General features: G+C 41.6%; 15 protein-coding genes and 2 pseudogenes. 14 read left to right on the forward strand and 3 right to left on the reverse strand.

The window, feature by feature from the left end:
* Window positions 1–429 precede the first annotated feature (429 nt).
* On the reverse strand, window positions 430–561 hold the full coding sequence (locus DYI03_RS13835) for a hypothetical protein (RefSeq protein ID WP_262510454.1): 132 nt from the start codon (window positions 559–561) through the stop codon (window positions 430–432).
* A 15-nt stretch (window positions 562–576) separates the two neighbouring features.
* On the opposite strand from DYI03_RS13835, the gene DYI03_RS02530 reads away from it, so the two are divergent.
* The 5 genes from DYI03_RS02530 (at window position 577) to DYI03_RS02550 (ending at window position 5400) form a co-directional block, all read left to right on the forward strand.
* Complete coding sequence (locus DYI03_RS02530; RefSeq protein ID WP_025064806.1) at window positions 577–1806, forward strand: site-specific integrase; 1230 nt, start codon at window positions 577–579, stop codon at window positions 1804–1806.
* A 61-nt stretch (window positions 1807–1867) separates the two neighbouring features.
* Window positions 1868–3187: a site-specific integrase gene (locus DYI03_RS02535; RefSeq protein ID WP_025064807.1), complete on the forward strand. Its 1320-nt coding sequence runs from the start codon at window positions 1868–1870 to the stop codon at window positions 3185–3187.
* Window positions 3184–3603 carry a hypothetical protein gene (locus DYI03_RS02540; protein ID WP_025064808.1) on the forward strand — a complete coding sequence of 140 codons (420 nt, stop codon included), beginning with the start codon at window positions 3184–3186 and terminating at the stop codon, window positions 3601–3603. Before DYI03_RS02535 ends, DYI03_RS02540 begins: the two co-directional genes overlap by 4 nt.
* Before the next feature lie 499 nt (window positions 3604–4102).
* Entirely contained in the window at window positions 4103–4705 is a 603-nt protein-coding gene (locus DYI03_RS02545; RefSeq protein ID WP_144005938.1) for a hypothetical protein, read from the forward strand.
* Window positions 4699–5400: a hypothetical protein gene (locus DYI03_RS02550; RefSeq protein ID WP_021670381.1), complete on the forward strand. Its 702-nt coding sequence runs from the start codon at window positions 4699–4701 to the stop codon at window positions 5398–5400. Before DYI03_RS02545 ends, DYI03_RS02550 begins: the two co-directional genes overlap by 7 nt.
* A gap of 319 nt (window positions 5401–5719) precedes the next feature.
* On the opposite strand, the gene DYI03_RS02555 is transcribed toward DYI03_RS02550, so the two are convergent.
* Window positions 5720–6007, reverse strand: coding sequence for a helix-turn-helix domain-containing protein (locus tag DYI03_RS02555; RefSeq protein ID WP_021670380.1), 288 nt, complete (start codon window positions 6005–6007; stop codon window positions 5720–5722).
* Window positions 6008–6019: 12 nt separating this feature from the next.
* Window positions 6020–6320, reverse strand: a pseudogene (locus tag DYI03_RS02560) (helix-turn-helix domain-containing protein).
* Window positions 6321–6355: 35 nt separating this feature from the next.
* Here DYI03_RS02560 and DYI03_RS02565 point away from each other — a divergent pair.
* The 9 genes and pseudogenes from DYI03_RS02565 (at window position 6356) to DYI03_RS02610 (ending at window position 14780) form a co-directional block, all read left to right on the forward strand.
* On the forward strand, window positions 6356–6766 hold the full coding sequence (locus DYI03_RS02565; protein ID WP_115367875.1) for a hypothetical protein: 411 nt from the start codon (window positions 6356–6358) through the stop codon (window positions 6764–6766).
* Window positions 6767–6911: 145 nt separating this feature from the next.
* A pseudogene (locus DYI03_RS02570) lies at window positions 6912–8215 on the forward strand (virulence-associated E family protein).
* A 182-nt stretch (window positions 8216–8397) separates the two neighbouring features.
* On the forward strand, window positions 8398–9402 hold the full coding sequence (locus DYI03_RS02575) for a toprim domain-containing protein (RefSeq protein ID WP_025064556.1): 1005 nt from the start codon (window positions 8398–8400) through the stop codon (window positions 9400–9402).
* Between the two features lie 4 nt (window positions 9403–9406).
* Window positions 9407–9865, forward strand: coding sequence for a DUF3408 domain-containing protein (locus tag DYI03_RS02580; protein ID WP_025064555.1), 459 nt, complete (start codon window positions 9407–9409; stop codon window positions 9863–9865).
* A 362-nt stretch (window positions 9866–10227) separates the two neighbouring features.
* Window positions 10228–10653, forward strand: coding sequence for a plasmid mobilization protein (locus tag DYI03_RS02585; RefSeq protein WP_025064554.1), 426 nt, complete (start codon window positions 10228–10230; stop codon window positions 10651–10653).
* The gene (locus tag DYI03_RS02590; protein ID WP_025064553.1) at window positions 10643–11704 is read left to right on the forward strand and encodes a relaxase/mobilization nuclease domain-containing protein; all 1062 of its coding nucleotides are present in this window, start codon (window positions 10643–10645) and stop codon (window positions 11702–11704) included. Before DYI03_RS02585 ends, DYI03_RS02590 begins: the two co-directional genes overlap by 11 nt.
* A 585-nt stretch (window positions 11705–12289) precedes the next feature.
* Window positions 12290–13450 carry a serine hydrolase domain-containing protein gene (locus DYI03_RS02600; protein WP_021668112.1) on the forward strand — a complete coding sequence of 387 codons (1161 nt, stop codon included), beginning with the start codon at window positions 12290–12292 and terminating at the stop codon, window positions 13448–13450.
* A 182-nt stretch (window positions 13451–13632) separates the two neighbouring features.
* Window positions 13633–13824 carry a 30S ribosomal protein S21 gene (gene rpsU, locus DYI03_RS02605; RefSeq protein ID WP_004357787.1) on the forward strand — a complete coding sequence of 64 codons (192 nt, stop codon included), beginning with the start codon at window positions 13633–13635 and terminating at the stop codon, window positions 13822–13824.
* Window positions 13825–13898: 74 nt separating this feature from the next.
* Window positions 13899–14780, forward strand: a complete 882-nt coding sequence (locus DYI03_RS02610) for a tyrosine recombinase XerC (RefSeq protein ID WP_021668111.1) — start codon at window positions 13899–13901, stop codon at window positions 14778–14780.
* The last annotated feature ends 10 nt before the right edge of the window (window positions 14781–14790 follow it).

Raw genomic sequence — 14790 nt, forward strand, 5'->3', positions numbered from 1 at the left:
CTCCGTATTCAGAAAACGCTACGGCTGATTATTAAGTACTTAGCAAACCTGAAACCCTCAAAACACACTGAAAATTTATGAAAAATAATTATGCCCGTTAAACTTGGGTTAAAAACTGTGTATAAATGTTTAATGCAAAAACTTGAGTGGAATCGTTGAAATAGAATCGTGAAACAATAAAAATGCTGTTGTTTTCCAAGAAAATCGTTTCTGTTTTTCAAAACCTACACTTTCGTCAGGTCAAACCTATGCTTTTGCATTGCAAAACAGCCGCTTTCGCATTGCAACTAATCAACGAAAATAAAGAAATATTGAAGTTGGTGTAAACTGACTGATAATGAGCAGGAAACGGAATAATTTGCATAGAAATTCCCTTTTCAAAAAAGGCAGGTATATGCAGATTTAAGCAGAAGTTCAGTTACCAAACCGTTACCCGATTTCGTCATAGGTAACGATGGAGTAATATTCGGTAACTGAATTATTTTCGCGCGTGTGGCTGTTGCGACGGTCGGCAGTTTTCTGCATAAGTGAGGAACGCTTTGAATTTGGTAATTTTGCCACAAAACATCAAAGCGTATGAAAACAGAAAAAATGAAGGTGTTGCTCTACCTCAAAAAGAGCGGTCTGGACAAGTCGGGCAAGGCTCCCATTATGGGACGTATTACACTTGGAAGGAGTATTGCACAGTTCAGTTGTAAACTCTCCTGCAATCCTGACTTGTGGAATCCCCGTGAGAGCAGAATGGACGGAAAAAGTCGTGAGGCGGTGGAAGTGAATGGCAGGTTGGAGAACTTGCTGCTGTCCATTCAGTCAGCTTATCAGTCTTTGCTTACAAGAGGTTGCTCATTTGACGTAACCGACGTGAAGGAACAGTTTCAAGGCAGTGTGCAGGCACGGTGTAGGCTCATTGAAAGATTGGATATGCTTATCCGAGAAAAAGAAAGCCATATCGGTGTTGACATTAGGAAAGAGTCCATGGCAGGCTATCACTCCACGAGAATCCACTTGCAGGAATTCATCCAAAAGAAGTATAAGGTTTCAGACTTGGCTTTCTCACAACTGACAGAGAACTTTATCCATGAGTTCCAGCAGTACTTCTTGGGAGAGTGTGGATTTCAGGAAAGCTCATTCTACAATGTCGCCACCCATTTGAAGACGGTATGCAGGCTGGCTTACCGTGAGGGGTTGGCTGATGTACTTCTATTTGACAAAGCCAAAATCAGCAAGGGCAACAAGAAGCTCCCCAAAGCACTTGACAGAGGGGAATTTGAGAAGTTAAAGACTCTCCACTTTGAGGAGTTGGAGGGGGAAATGGAAACGGCAAGAGATAACTTCCTCTTTGCCTGTTATACAGGTGCAGCATATTGCGACCTGATGGAACTTAACAAGTCCCATCTTGTGCGTGATGACAAGGGTAGCCTTTGGCTGAAGTTCAACCGCCACAAGACAGGTGTGCCTTGCCGTGTCAAACTGCTGCCCGAAGCCATACGGCTGATGGAGAAGCTCCACAGCGATGAAAGGGAAACATTGCTCCCTTTCATGGGATATGCCACTTACCAATCTTATTTGAAAGCCCTGCGGCTTCGTGCAGGAATCTCCTTTCCCTTTACCACACATACCGCAAGACACACCTTTGCCACGCTCATCACGCTTGAGCAAGGAGTACCGATTGAGACCGTGAGTAAGATGCTGGGACATTCCAATGTAAGCATGACCGAGCGTTATGCAAAGGTTACACCCCAAAAACTCTTTGAGGAGTTTGACCGTTTCCTTTCTTTCACCGAAGAGATGCAACTGGCTATCTAATCCTTATCAAGTCATTTGATTTCTTATCTATTCATTTAATTAACTTCAAACCACCAAGACAATGAGAAGTACATTCAAGATACTGTTTTACATCAACAGACAGAAGACAAAGGCAGACGGCAACACCGCCATTCTCTGCCGTATCACCATAGACGGAAAGAGCACCGCCATTACCACAGGAGAAGAGTGTAAAGCCTCCGAGTGGAACGCCAAGCAGGGTTTGACGACTGACAGGAAGACCAATCAAAGAATCAATGAGTTCAGGGATTTGGTGGAAAAGACCTATCGGAACATTCTTGTAAAGGATGGAGTAGTAAGTGTGGAACTTGTAAAGAACCGCTTACAGGGTATTGCCACTAATCCGACCACGCTCCTTGCCATGAGCAGGGCGGAACTGCAAGCAGTCAAGGAAAGTGTTGACAGATCAAGGGCAGAGGGAACTTACCTGAACCTGTTCTATTCTGACAGAAATCTCCGTGAATTTGTAGAAAACAAAGGAGAACAGGACATACCCATCGGAACAATTACAGAGGACTTGTTCGAGGAATACCGCTTCTTTCTCAAAAAACGTGGGCTGAAAGCATCCACCGTCAACAGCAACCTCTGCTGGCTGAGCCGACTGATGTTCCGTGCGGTCAGCAAGAGAATTATCCGCTGCAATCCGTTTAAGAATACCAAGTATGAGAAAGAGGAAAAGAAGATACGCTTTCTGCAAAAGAGCGATGTGATGAAACTTATGGCAATGAAGATGAACGACAAGGAAGCGGAGCTGGCAAGACTGATGTTTGTCTTTTCCTGCTTCACAGGCTTGGCTATCTCAGATATGGAGAATTTGGAATACAAGCATATCCAAACGGCAGCGGACGGACAGATGTACATAAGAAAGGAACGTCAGAAGACCAAGGTTGAGTTCATCGTGCCGTTACATCCCATAGCTGAAGCCATCATCAGCCATTGTAGGAAAGAGCAGGAAAGAAGCGAGGAACATCTGATGGTGAAAGAAAAGGGCGACCGCCTTGTCTTTCACCGTGATTGCAGCCGTAGTGTCATGGATACCAAGCTGAGCATCGTGGGAAAGGCTTGCGGTATCAGAGAGCGTTTGTCCTACCACATGGCTCGTCACACATTCGGCACGATGAGTCTGAGCGCAGGAATCCCTATCGAGAGTATAGCCAAGATGATGGGACACGCCTCCATATCAAGCACTCAAATTTATGCGCAGGTGACGGATAGTAAGATTTCGGAGGACATGGACAGGCTTATCGCCAGGTACAAGGCGAAGGACAAAAATACCGTAAATGCAGATGTGGAAGCAACAACAGACACAAAGACAATTCCCTTTGCTGTCAATTCAAATGGCAGAAAGGAGGAAACGGCATGAATACGAGCTATAAATCAAAAACAAAGACCAGCACGGACAATAATCGCAGTTACTTTGATTGGGGTTGCAATATGCAAGTCATCCGCAAGGGAATCGGAGACATAGCCATGACGGAGGGAGAACTTACAAGGTTCTTCGGAGTAACGTGGAGAAAACTTAATCATAGACTGCAAACACTTATGAAATCCTCCACCTTGCATCCCGATGAGAGGGGTGCAGGTGAAGAGCCTGTTTTCATCAGCGGACAATTGAAAGGCTATGCGCCACTCTATCCGCTTCCTATCATCATTGCCCTGTCCTTTCTGTTGGACAGCACGGAAGCACATTTGTTCAGAAAGTACATCAGTAGAAAATTGCAGGCAGAGACTGCCATTGTAACGCCAATCTTCCTGTTGAGCAATACCAAGAACCGATGAATATATTTCCTTTTTTTTCACCGATATTATCCTACTACATAACTACAATATGAGGTAATATAGTGAAAGAAAAGGATTAGAATGTAGTTAGAAATTATCCTACATGTTACTACTTTTTGACTACATATTAATGTTGAAATATTTTCAAATAAACTCTATTGTGGTATTGTGTATAATTAAGGGACGGTATTTGATGACGCATTTCAGACCATAACACGGTTGCTGTAACTATTCAGCGGTTATTAAAGTTGAATATCAGCAACTTATAAGCACAACATTGTGGTTAAAAACCTCAAAATGACATTATTCGCTTGATTTTGTTTATATCTAATTCTGTAACTTGCTGATAATCAATGATAATTTATATGCCTTACCGCTGAATAGTTACACGTGCTGCTCTGCAGTTAAATTTTCAAAAAAAATGGAAAAATAATTGTTTGCTTTGTTTTTTATTGTTATCTTTGGCGCGAAATACAATTTTTGAGGAGGAATGATTTTTATGAAATATGTTTTTATTTCGATATTAACAATTCTTTTGGTTAGTTGTCAAGAAGAAGACGCTAATCATCTTTTGCGTTATTCCATGAAAGATGGAATGATTTTGTATACACAAGAAGATGTGTGTAATTATGAAAGCGCAAACTCTTTTTTAAATGCAGAGAGCAATTTTAGAAAAAAGCCCGAAGATGTCGTAATAAATCAAGACTCTAAGAAAGATTCGACATATGGATATGACGAAATATTGTCAGTTTCTTGGGAAAGAGCAAAATTTGGGAAATGGATAGAAAAATATAATTTGGACAAAAAAAAGACATATTTTGTGCAAACCATTAAAGTTATTAAACTTATTCCGTCTTCTGGTGAATATGCTCTAACAGAAGGTTTCTATAATGATTATAATAAAGATTCTATTGGAGTAAATCTAAATACAGGGAAGAGGGGATTCATTGTTTCTTCTAGCAACACAAATGGTAGATATGAAGCGTATACTATTATGAAAAAGATTGGATATGATGATAATGGAAACAGTGTCGGTTTTTACTATCCAATTAAACCATCAAATATTAAATGGAAATATTTTAAAATCAAAACAATATGGTGATGAAAAAACTTTTCTTATTATCAATTATGGCTTTTGCCATATCAGTAACATCATGTACTAACGATTCACAAGACGAATTGGTTTCAAATGGTACTGCATTATCAAAGCGAACTGCAGAAGATGCAAATACAGTGATTACGGACAAAGGTGAGTTGATTCACCTTGAAGACACAACTGTATACACGGCTAAACTTTCTGACTTTATTTCAACTACTAATTCTGAGCCCGACGCTTGGAGTTCCAATCAAACACGAGCTTCAAACGATTCGTATCCCAAGAAAATAACGGTAAAAGGGTTTGATCGCAAAGAACAATTTGGTGGGTATAAAAAAATGATTTTTTCAGATGCAGAAAAATATGGTTTATACAAAGGCAGTATATATTTAGTATGCTTTTATAAGATATATAAAGACTTAGCCCAAAGTAACAATGAGAGTATTAAACCTAGAAACTATAACACAAACCCAGATGATGTTGCAATGGGATGGGCACCAGATGAATATGACAAAAACGGTAAATTAATAAAAGGCTTCACAAATACAACGAATAGTATAAATGGTTTTGTAACAGCATCAACCATCTTACGTTATGTGAAGTGTGACATAAGTGGGGCTTCTTATGATAGATTTATCCCTTATACTCCTCAAAATTTAGTTTGGCAGTATGTTTTAAACTATTCTGAGAGTTGGGATTAATTAGATATTTATGTAAGGATTAATGTATAAAAAATGATATTTGTATTTTTACGAATATCATTTTTTATACAACCTGTTTCGTAATAGTTTTATAAAATTAAAGTAATCGTCTGAATTAAGTCCTCATTCATAGTGTAAGCCTCGTACTCCTTTCCTTTATGCTCAAACACCACATTTAATTATCCACATATTATGTTTGCAGGAAGACTGTCAAGAGTCGTTGCATTTTAATTGCAGCTTTTATCGCCTCAAAACACTATAAATAAGACGACTTCGTTCGGATGTTACATGCGGAGGATTCTCCTTGATTTATTTTCCATCACTTATAATTATCTTCCAACATCTTCTCCAAATCCGAAGCCTTGTAGAGAATCTTCCCTGCAAATTGTGTGTAGGGAATAATTCTCCTGTCCCGATAGTCTTGCAAGGTGCGAGGGCTGATATACAGCCGCTCGCATACTTCCTTACCCGTCAGGAAATGCTCACCGCCAAACAGCGGTTTGTGTGTCTGTGCCACTTCCTTTATCCGTCTGTTCACTCCCTCAACTGCGGAGAGCACCACCAGCATATCGTCCGCATCCATGTTCAAGTCTCTTACCTGTTCCATATTTCTCTTTCCTTATTTGTTATTTTTAAATTTGTCTTTTCGATTTATCCGATTTGGTTTGGAGCAATAGCTCCACATCCTCACGCCTGTAATAGCACTTATGCCCGATTTGCGAGAAAGGCAACACACCTGTATCCCGATGGTGCTGCAATGTGCGCTTGCTGATGTTAAGCAACTTGCATACATCACCGTTGTGCAGCCAATCGGTGTGCTTGCTTTGTTCCCCGAATACCTTGTGGCAGGTCTCGGCAAGACAGAGAATCTCATTCTTGAGCCTTGTCCAATTTGAATCCGTAATGATAAAATATCCCATAGTTTTATAATTGTTTTGTTTGTAATTCCGTCTTATTGGTATTGACAATACCTTTGCCTGTTCTGCGTTTCACCGCACGTTTATGCCTGCAAAAATATGATGAGTTTGTCATACTTCAAAGCAGCAGGGAACAGCAGGGAAATATCGGGAATTTCAAGGAAAAGCTAACGCATTTTATCGGCAGCCGTTTGCACCTTCTTACCCTGTTTTCTTCTTTCACCGTCCGTTGGGTACAAAGATACGGTGATGCATCTCCTATTCAATCGTTTTTCGCCCAAGTGGCAGCTTGTGGCACTCTTGGTGTAAACAAACGCTACCTTATTTCTGTGCTGATACTATTGTTTGCAATATCGGTGCAGAATACCGCATACATGCGCAAAAGGTACACTCCTGCCTCTGCCTTTTCTTGTTATTTTATCATCTTCTTTGACTTAGTTTTAGTTTAAATCAGTCTTTTCTCTCTCTATTTCCATAAAAATCCATGAGAAATTCATAGCCAATGAGTGCAACATTATGCAAGCACTCCCCGAATGCTTGGAACTTTCCCATTCTCTTCGTAACTTCACTCTTGGAAACCAAACCAAGCAGATAATGAAAAAGAATGCAGATAAAGGCAAATCGGAGGGCGAAAACAATATGCCCAAGCAAAGGAAGACTTCCTCAAAAAACGGTGAGATAGAAACCTATCTTTCCTCTCGCTATGAGTTCAGATACAACACGGTGTTGGGAAGAACTGAATACAGGGACAAGGACGATACTCACTTCTCAAAAGTGGGTCGCTATGAAATCAACACGCTCCGCAGGGAACTTGACAACGATGTGGGGATTATCACATCTTCCGACAACCTCTATTCCATCATCGAGAGCAGCTTCTCGCCACGCATCAACCCCATACAAGAGTATTTCAAAGCGTTGCCCTTGCTGGATATAGGCAGTAGTTGTAGTAACACTAACGAATACAATAGTTGCCGCAATGCTTCCTCCCTTTCACTGAAAGCCATTCCTGACTTGGCAAGTTGCGTAGTTGTTCGCAACTCTGACAAGTGGCTGCCGTACCTTACTAAATGGCTCGTAGCAGTGGTTGCCAATGCCATGGACAACCGTGAGTGCCGTAACCATACCTGTCTTGTACTAACAGGCGAGCAGGGCAAGTTCAAGACAACGTTCCTTGACTTGCTTTGTCCTCCTGCTTTGCATGGTTACAGCTACACGGGCAAGATATATCCGCAGGAGAAGGACACACTTACCTATATCGGGCAAAACCTCATCGTAAACATCGACGACCAACTTAAAGCCCTCAACAAGCGTGACGAGAACGAACTGAAAAACCTCATCACCTGCCCGATGGTCAAGTATCGTATGCCCTATGATAAATATGTGGAGGAACACCCCCACTTGGCAAGTTTCGTGGCATCGGTAAACGGCAACGACTTTCTTACAGACCCTACAGGAAGCAGACGCTTCCTGCCCTTTGAAGTGCTTTCCATAAATATTGAGAGAGCAAAAGCTATCTCGATGGACAATGTTTATGCGGAAGCCAAAGCCCTGTTAAAGTTAGGTTTTCGCTATTGGTTTGATGATGACGAGATTGCCGAACTATATAGAGAGAGTGAAGACTTTCAAGTACAAACTGCAGAGATGGAGCTTTTGTTGCGTTGTTTTAAAAGCCAACGGAGGATGAAAGTTATTCGTTAATGACCACTACGGAGATACTTACCTATTTGGGTATTTATACTCACCAATCACTTGTTGCCAAGCGTATGGGCGAAGCCTTGAAGAAAGCAGGATACATAAAGGTGAGCAAACGAAGAAACGGAGGTAGCCCCATCTATGTCTACAAAATTAGGAAAATCTTGCCCTGCCCGCTCCTTAAAACTTGTAGTAGCCAAATGTAGTAGAATGTGTAGTATTGTCTTATACTACAAAGTAACACTGATTATCAATCACTTATCACAAAATAGTATGTAGTAAGAAGAAAGATGAAAAAGTTTGGAGGGGGAAAACTTTGGAAACAGTAAAACCATAAAAACAGACAAATATAAATAATTATCATTCAACCCATTAAAGTATCAAAGCAATGAAAGAAGAAGATTTATCACGCATCAAGCAATACCCCATCGTGGAGTATCTTGAAAGGAAAGGCATCAAGCCTGTACGTAGGACACCTTCCTATGTGCTGTACCGCTCACCACTCAGAGAGGAAACGCATCCGAGTTTTAAGGTGGACACACAGAAGAACCTCTGGATAGACTATGCCGAAGGTAGGGGCGGAAGTATTATTGACCTCTGTATGCGTTTGGAGAGCTGCACGCTATCGGAAGCCATTTGCCGTTTGGAACAAAACGCTTCCGATAATATAACATATAGTTCTCGTAAAGACTTCGTGCCAAATAATTCCCAGCCTGTGATGGCTGTAAATGGAGCAAGGAGACTGATAGAAATATCAGACACCCTGCCACCACATTTGCAGGAATATCTTACGAAGGAACGCTGCATTGACATGGAAAAGGCTATACCTTTCCTCAAATGTATCAGCTATGAGGTAAGGAGCAGACTCTATCAAGCCATCGGCTATGCTAATCTCTCTGGCGGCTATGAGCTTCGTGACGACAAGACGTTCAAGGGAACGATAGCTCCGAAGGACATTACTCTGATATTTACGGACAAACAGACAAAACACGCAATAGACAAGCCACTGCCTGTATGCGTGTTTGAGGGCTTTATGGACTTCCTCTCCTTTCTTTCAATGAAAGAGGAGATAGCCAGCCACTGCCTTGTGATGAACTCCGTGAGCAATGTGGCAAGGACAGTTCGCTATCTGAACGATCAACACCTGCCCCATATCCTTGCCTTCCTTGACAATGATGAAGCAGGGCGAAGGGCTACTAACGATTTCATCAGAGCTGGTTTCAAGGTGGAGGATATGTCCCGATATTACAAGGACTTCAAAGACCTCAACGAGTTTCATGTCAGCCGTATGCGTAAACAGGAGCAGCAGAAAGTGCAGGAACGGATACGGATGTCGGTTAAAGAACAAAATCAAAACATGAAATCAAAACAAGTCAAACATAAAATGAGATAAAAACATAGAAAAGCAAAAAGTCAGTAACGAGGGAATGAAGAATACAATCCATTCCGACAAGCAGTATTTTGGACTAAATCAGATAGAAAATTCGTCTGAACATATCATTGCCGAACTTCGGGCAAGGAAAGCAAGACTTATTCAAGAGCCTAACGAACAGAACACAGAGAACACTACGCACTCTGAACCTGCGCAGCATACAGAGAACGCAACCGTTCAAAGGCGCATCAGTGCCAAGATGAGAAGGGAAACGCTCGAAGCCTACAAGCAAACCTACCTTGTCCCAACAAGACTGAGCAACCGAAAGGCGGTCTATCTGAGCCGAGAAACGCAGGAGCGTGCCGACTTCATCGTGCGCAGATTGGGCGACAGGGGCAGCAACCTTTCAAGTTTCGTGGAAAACATCGTGCGCCTCCATCTGGAGGAGTATGGTGAAGACATAGAGAAATGGAGGAGATTGTAAATCACAGGAAAAGGGTCGAGGACTTTTGGGAAAAGGGGCTATTATTCCACTCAAAACCCTCAACCCTTTTTTAGAGAACATAGCAACAGAAATTGGTCAAACATACTGAATGATGGGAACACCACGAACGCAGTTAAACACAGAATGCGCGGCATTTACTTTTCTGCAGCAAAACGCCTTGTGCGTAAACGTTTCGTTAGCTGATATTGCAAGACGTCAGTTTGTACCCACAAACTGCTCTTGCTCCCCTCGTCAGACTGTCGGGGAGATTAGACCGTAATCACTACGTTCTCATCGGTCAGCATTCAGAAATTAAGCAACAACAAATCATCTATAATGATTAACTCTTAAAGGAAACTTATATGAATAGATACAAAGGAAAAGCTGCCCGATGGCAGTCAAAGGATAAGGAAGAACAGCGGATGAACAAGACAGAGTTCATCAAGATAAGATGCACCTTAGAGGAGAAGCATCGTATCAAGTCAAAAGCGGAAAGTACAGGGCGGAAGTTCTCAGAGTACTGCCGTGAGATACTCCTTAACGGAGAAGTAACAGCTGTTCCCAAGATGACAGACAATGAGAGGGAAGCCATTGCCATTCTTCAACATACAGGAAGGTTCTACGGGCAGGTTTCCAATCTCATCAAGCTCAAGGACGAGGATTGGCTACATATCACCAAGAACCTTTCGCTATGTGCCAAAGAGGCATTTAAGCGGTTTTACGACCCGCATTTTCGTGTGGATGATGAGGTATATAAGGTCTTAAATCTAACAAGAAATGATAGGTAAATGCAAGGCGATAGCGCACGGAAGCACAGCTTTGGACTATATTTTCAGGGAAGGCAAACTCGGTAGTCGGCTTGCATTCCACAATCTTTGCAGCAGAGATCCAAAGACCATCTACGAGGAAATGAAAGTAGTCAGCGATTACAACAGCCGTTGCAGGAACAAGTTTCTCCGTATCGAAATCGGCATCGCACCGCAGGACGAGAAAAAACTGCCCGTGTCCGAACTGATGCGGATCGCCCATTTGTTTGCCAAGCTAATGGGACTTGACAACCATCAATGGGTGGCGGTAACGCACAAGGACACTGACAACACACACATTCACATCATTGCCAACCGCATCAGTCTGTACGGAGAAGTCTATGATACCACTTTTGTGAGCAACAGGGCAGCAAGGATGGCGGAGGAAATCAGTCGGGAGAAAGGCTTGACCATCGCAAAGGAGGTCAAGGCGAAAAAGCAGCATCAGGAGCCAAAAGCCAGTCCAATAAGAGAGCAGACAAAACAGCAAGTACAACAAATCTGCTATGCCCTGCTTGACAAGTACAAAGGTATAGGTATCACCAGGCATTCCATGTTCCTTTACGAGTTGAACAAGAACGGCATCACCATAGAGCGTATGAAGAACAAGCAGGGCAAGGTCTATGGCTTGAAGTTCTCATTTGGTGGACAATCGTTCAAGGCTTCCGAAATCGGCAGGGAGTTCGGCTACCATTCCTTGCAGAAGAACTTTGAAACAACCAACAAGGAAGAATCAAGGAAACCACATCTAACAGTACAAGAGCCAACAGACAAGAACAAATATCCCGATACAGGTTATCAACTCATACCTCCAAGCCGCTCCTCAATTTCACGAGACAATGACACACCACAAGTGCAGAATCCCATTGGTGCGGTGGCAGACACCATCGTTAGCGCAGCCGATGAAGTTGTGGAAGAGTTAGGCGATTTGATTACACCTACTACGCAAGGCAATGACTATGCCGAAGCTGCATGGCAGCGCAAACTCAGATACCAAGCTAACAGAAAGAAGAAACGTGGAAGGGGATTATAACTCACGCCTGAACAAAATGCAGAAAGAAGAATATCTCATTAAAAATGCTTGTTATTCGGTAACAAAGTATTATCTTTGCAAACGGAATAACAAGCGTTCTTTGTTAGGCAGAAAGCAGCGAAGCCAAGTAGCTCGCTCGTTTCCAAATCGTTACCTGTTTAGTTGTGTCAATAAGGTAACTTCTTTATTTTCAGATAGATATATTTTTATAATTATCTTAGCGTGCAAAACAATAGCTTTTGCAACGCTATTTCTATTCTTTATATTACCTTTATTGTTTATTTTGCGAACATTTTATGCGTGTTTTGTTGCACAAATATCCCATAGATGGGCGCAAAAGTTTCACTACTAAAAAGTTACGTTTGCACACCAATCTTGCGTTTATTTGCGAATAATATTTTTGTAGTTCGTAAAATCCGCCTTCTTGCCAATGTTTCACGCTTTATTTTTAACAAATTCGACTCTTGTTTGTATATAATTAACAAAATAAAGAGACTGATAGGAGTTGTTGGATTTTGTTGTTAAAACCTATTTTCCTATCTTTGCTTTTGAATTGATGTAACGTAATGAACTAAAAACAAGTTTATGAAGAGATATTTAACCCTTGCGGTTTGTTTTGTATTGATGGCGATGCTGACCTCGTGTATAGTCTTTCGTGAAATGCGCGCATTGGTGAAGCACGCACCCAGTATTCGTGATGGTCGGTTGTTTGCACACGATACCATTGCCAACGATGCCAAGAATGTGTTCCATTTTGCGGAAATGCCATTGCATCAGCGTGTGTTGGATACTTTGAAACTTACGTTTGCTAATTACAAGAAGCCTGTAAAGGATAAAACTTTTGCTGAATATACTTGTATGGACGGTGGGGCGTCGGCGTTTATCATCATTCAGAACGACACGATAAAATACGAACATTACAATGGTTGGTTGAAGAAATTGGGTCATTCGAATATCTTTTCTGTGTCTAAATCGGTAACTGCACTGATGTGTGGCATTGCTGTGAAGGAGGGAAAAATACGGAGCATAGACGACTGTGTTACCGATTATGTTCCAGAGCTGCGCAATGCTGACGAGCATTTTCAGCGACTGACGATACGCCATTTGTTGAATATGCAGGCTGGATTGAAGTATAGCGAAAACTATTCAAATCCGTTTTGCTCAATGGCGTTGCTGTATTTCGGGCATAATGCCCTTAAACAGATAAAGAAGTTGAAGTTTAAAGATGAGCCGGGAACTAAATACGAGTATAACAGTATGACGACTGCCATATTGAGCTATGTGTTGGAACGAGCGACGGGTGTGAAATATGCAGATTATCTGAGCGAAAAGCTTTGGAAACCGCTCGGTATGGAGACGCAGGCAACCGTAACGCTCGACAGTAAGAAACACCGCAATGCCAAAAGCTATGGAGGCATAAATACCAATGTTCGCGACTTGGCAAAGATAGGCAGGTTGGTGCTGAATCAAGGCAGTTGGAACGGAAAGCAGATTGTCGATTCTGCTTGGATAGCACAGATGTACGTGCCTGCAATGAAAGAAAGCAAAGACAAATACTCGTTAGGTTGGTATAATTTCTCTAAGAGTAAAGCCATTTGTGCTATAGGACTTTTCGGTCAAACCATCTTCGTTTATCCCAAATACAATGTTGTTGCCGTGCGCTTAGGCGAAAACAAACGGTGCCAATACGATGTGCTTGTGCGAGATGTAGTAGATTTATTTGCAAAGAAAGGAGTTAAGTGGTGAGTTGTTAGACGGTAGGGAAAGGGCGCAGAAACCGAATTTTAGCACCTCTGAAATGCCTAAAACGCAGAAAAAACCGTCAATTATTTGGTAGATAGGAAAATAAGCAGTAATTTTGCACCCGCTAAAGTGGTGTCATGCCGCTTGGCAATGTATAACATATTTAATAATAAAAACAAACAAGCATGATTATTGTACCAGTTAAGGACGGTGAAAACATCGAAAGAGCACTTAAAAAGTTTAAGAGAAAGTTTGAAAAAACAGGTGTAGTAAAAGAATTACGCTCACGCCAACAGTTTGACAAACCTTCTGTTAAGAAGCGCTTGAAGATGGAACGCGCCATTTATGTACAGCAACTTCGCGACGCAGAAGAATAAAAATTTTTGCGTAAAAATTTGGTAGTTCAGATAAATTTCCGTAATTTCGTTGCCAAGAGATAAGTATTAGCAACGTGTTGAACATTGAAGACTTTTTGAAGTACCTGACGTTTGAGCGGAATTATTCGCGAAGAACAATAGGGGAGTACAGCGAAGACCTGCACGGGTTTGAACAGTTCTACAAAAAGTTGGACGATGAGTTGTCTTGGGAAAACATCGATACAGATGTGGTTCGAGATTGGGTGGAATACATGATGGATAAAGGTAATACCGCAACTTCTGTGAATAGAAGATTAAGCGCATTACGTTCATTCTACCGATATGCGTTAAAAAGAGGGCTCGTTGAGAACGACCCAACCTACAAATTACAAGGACTAAAAAGAAAAAAGCCGCTGCCTCAATTCTTAAAAGAAGCAGAAATGGACACACTTTTAGTATCTGAAATGTGGGGAAATACCTATAAAGATGTACTTGCGCGTACCATTATATTGACATTCTACTCAACAGGAATTCGAGTTTCCGAACTCGTGGGATTAAATAACAAAGATATTAATATCGTAACCCACGAAATAAAAGTTACAGGAAAGCGCAATAAGCAGCGCATCATTCCTTTTGGCAAAGAACTCGAAGAACAAATAGGCACTTATCAAAAACTGCGGAACGATGAAATAGGCGAACAAGAAGCCTTATTCGTAACCGCAAAAGGCGAGCGAATCACCACTGCTCAAGTAAGAACAATGGTAAAAGCAAACCTTGCTAAAGTTTCAACATTAAAGAAAAAGTCGCCACATGTGCTACGGCATACATTTGCGACCGCTATGCTTAACAATAAAGCTGGATTGGAAAGCGTGAAAAAACTCTTAGGGCATGAAAGCATTGTTACCACAGAAGTTTACACGCATGTAACTTTCGAACAGCTCAAAAAAGCATACAACGAAGCCCACCCAAGGGCATAACCTTTAAAAA

Origin of the sequence: Prevotella disiens (assembly GCF_900454955.1) — a bacterium.
Lineage (GTDB): Bacteria > Bacteroidota > Bacteroidia > Bacteroidales > Bacteroidaceae > Prevotella > Prevotella disiens.

What these genes read in the sequence shown, in the direction of transcription:
- DYI03_RS02590 (WP_025064553.1), top strand. Translation starts at nt 10,643, where the DNA reads ATGATAGGTAAATGCAAGGCGATAGCGCACGGAAGCACAGCTTTGGAC.
- DYI03_RS02530 (WP_025064806.1), top strand. Translation starts at nt 577, where the DNA reads ATGAAAACAGAAAAAATGAAGGTGTTGCTCTACCTCAAAAAGAGCGGT.
- rpsU (WP_004357787.1), top strand. Translation starts at nt 13,633, where the DNA reads ATGATTATTGTACCAGTTAAGGACGGTGAAAACATCGAAAGAGCACTT.
- DYI03_RS02550 (WP_021670381.1), top strand. Translation starts at nt 4,699, where the DNA reads ATGGTGATGAAAAAACTTTTCTTATTATCAATTATGGCTTTTGCCATA.
- DYI03_RS02545 (WP_144005938.1), top strand. Translation starts at nt 4,103, where the DNA reads ATGAAATATGTTTTTATTTCGATATTAACAATTCTTTTGGTTAGTTGT.
- DYI03_RS02555 (WP_021670380.1), bottom strand. Translation starts at nt 6,007, where the DNA reads ATGGAACAGGTAAGAGACTTGAACATGGATGCGGACGATATGCTGGTG.
- DYI03_RS02540 (WP_025064808.1), top strand. Translation starts at nt 3,184, where the DNA reads ATGAATACGAGCTATAAATCAAAAACAAAGACCAGCACGGACAATAAT.
- DYI03_RS02600 (WP_021668112.1), top strand. Translation starts at nt 12,290, where the DNA reads ATGAAGAGATATTTAACCCTTGCGGTTTGTTTTGTATTGATGGCGATG.
- DYI03_RS02535 (WP_025064807.1), top strand. Translation starts at nt 1,868, where the DNA reads ATGAGAAGTACATTCAAGATACTGTTTTACATCAACAGACAGAAGACA.
- DYI03_RS02575 (WP_025064556.1), top strand. Translation starts at nt 8,398, where the DNA reads ATGAAAGAAGAAGATTTATCACGCATCAAGCAATACCCCATCGTGGAG.
- DYI03_RS02585 (WP_025064554.1), top strand. Translation starts at nt 10,228, where the DNA reads ATGAATAGATACAAAGGAAAAGCTGCCCGATGGCAGTCAAAGGATAAG.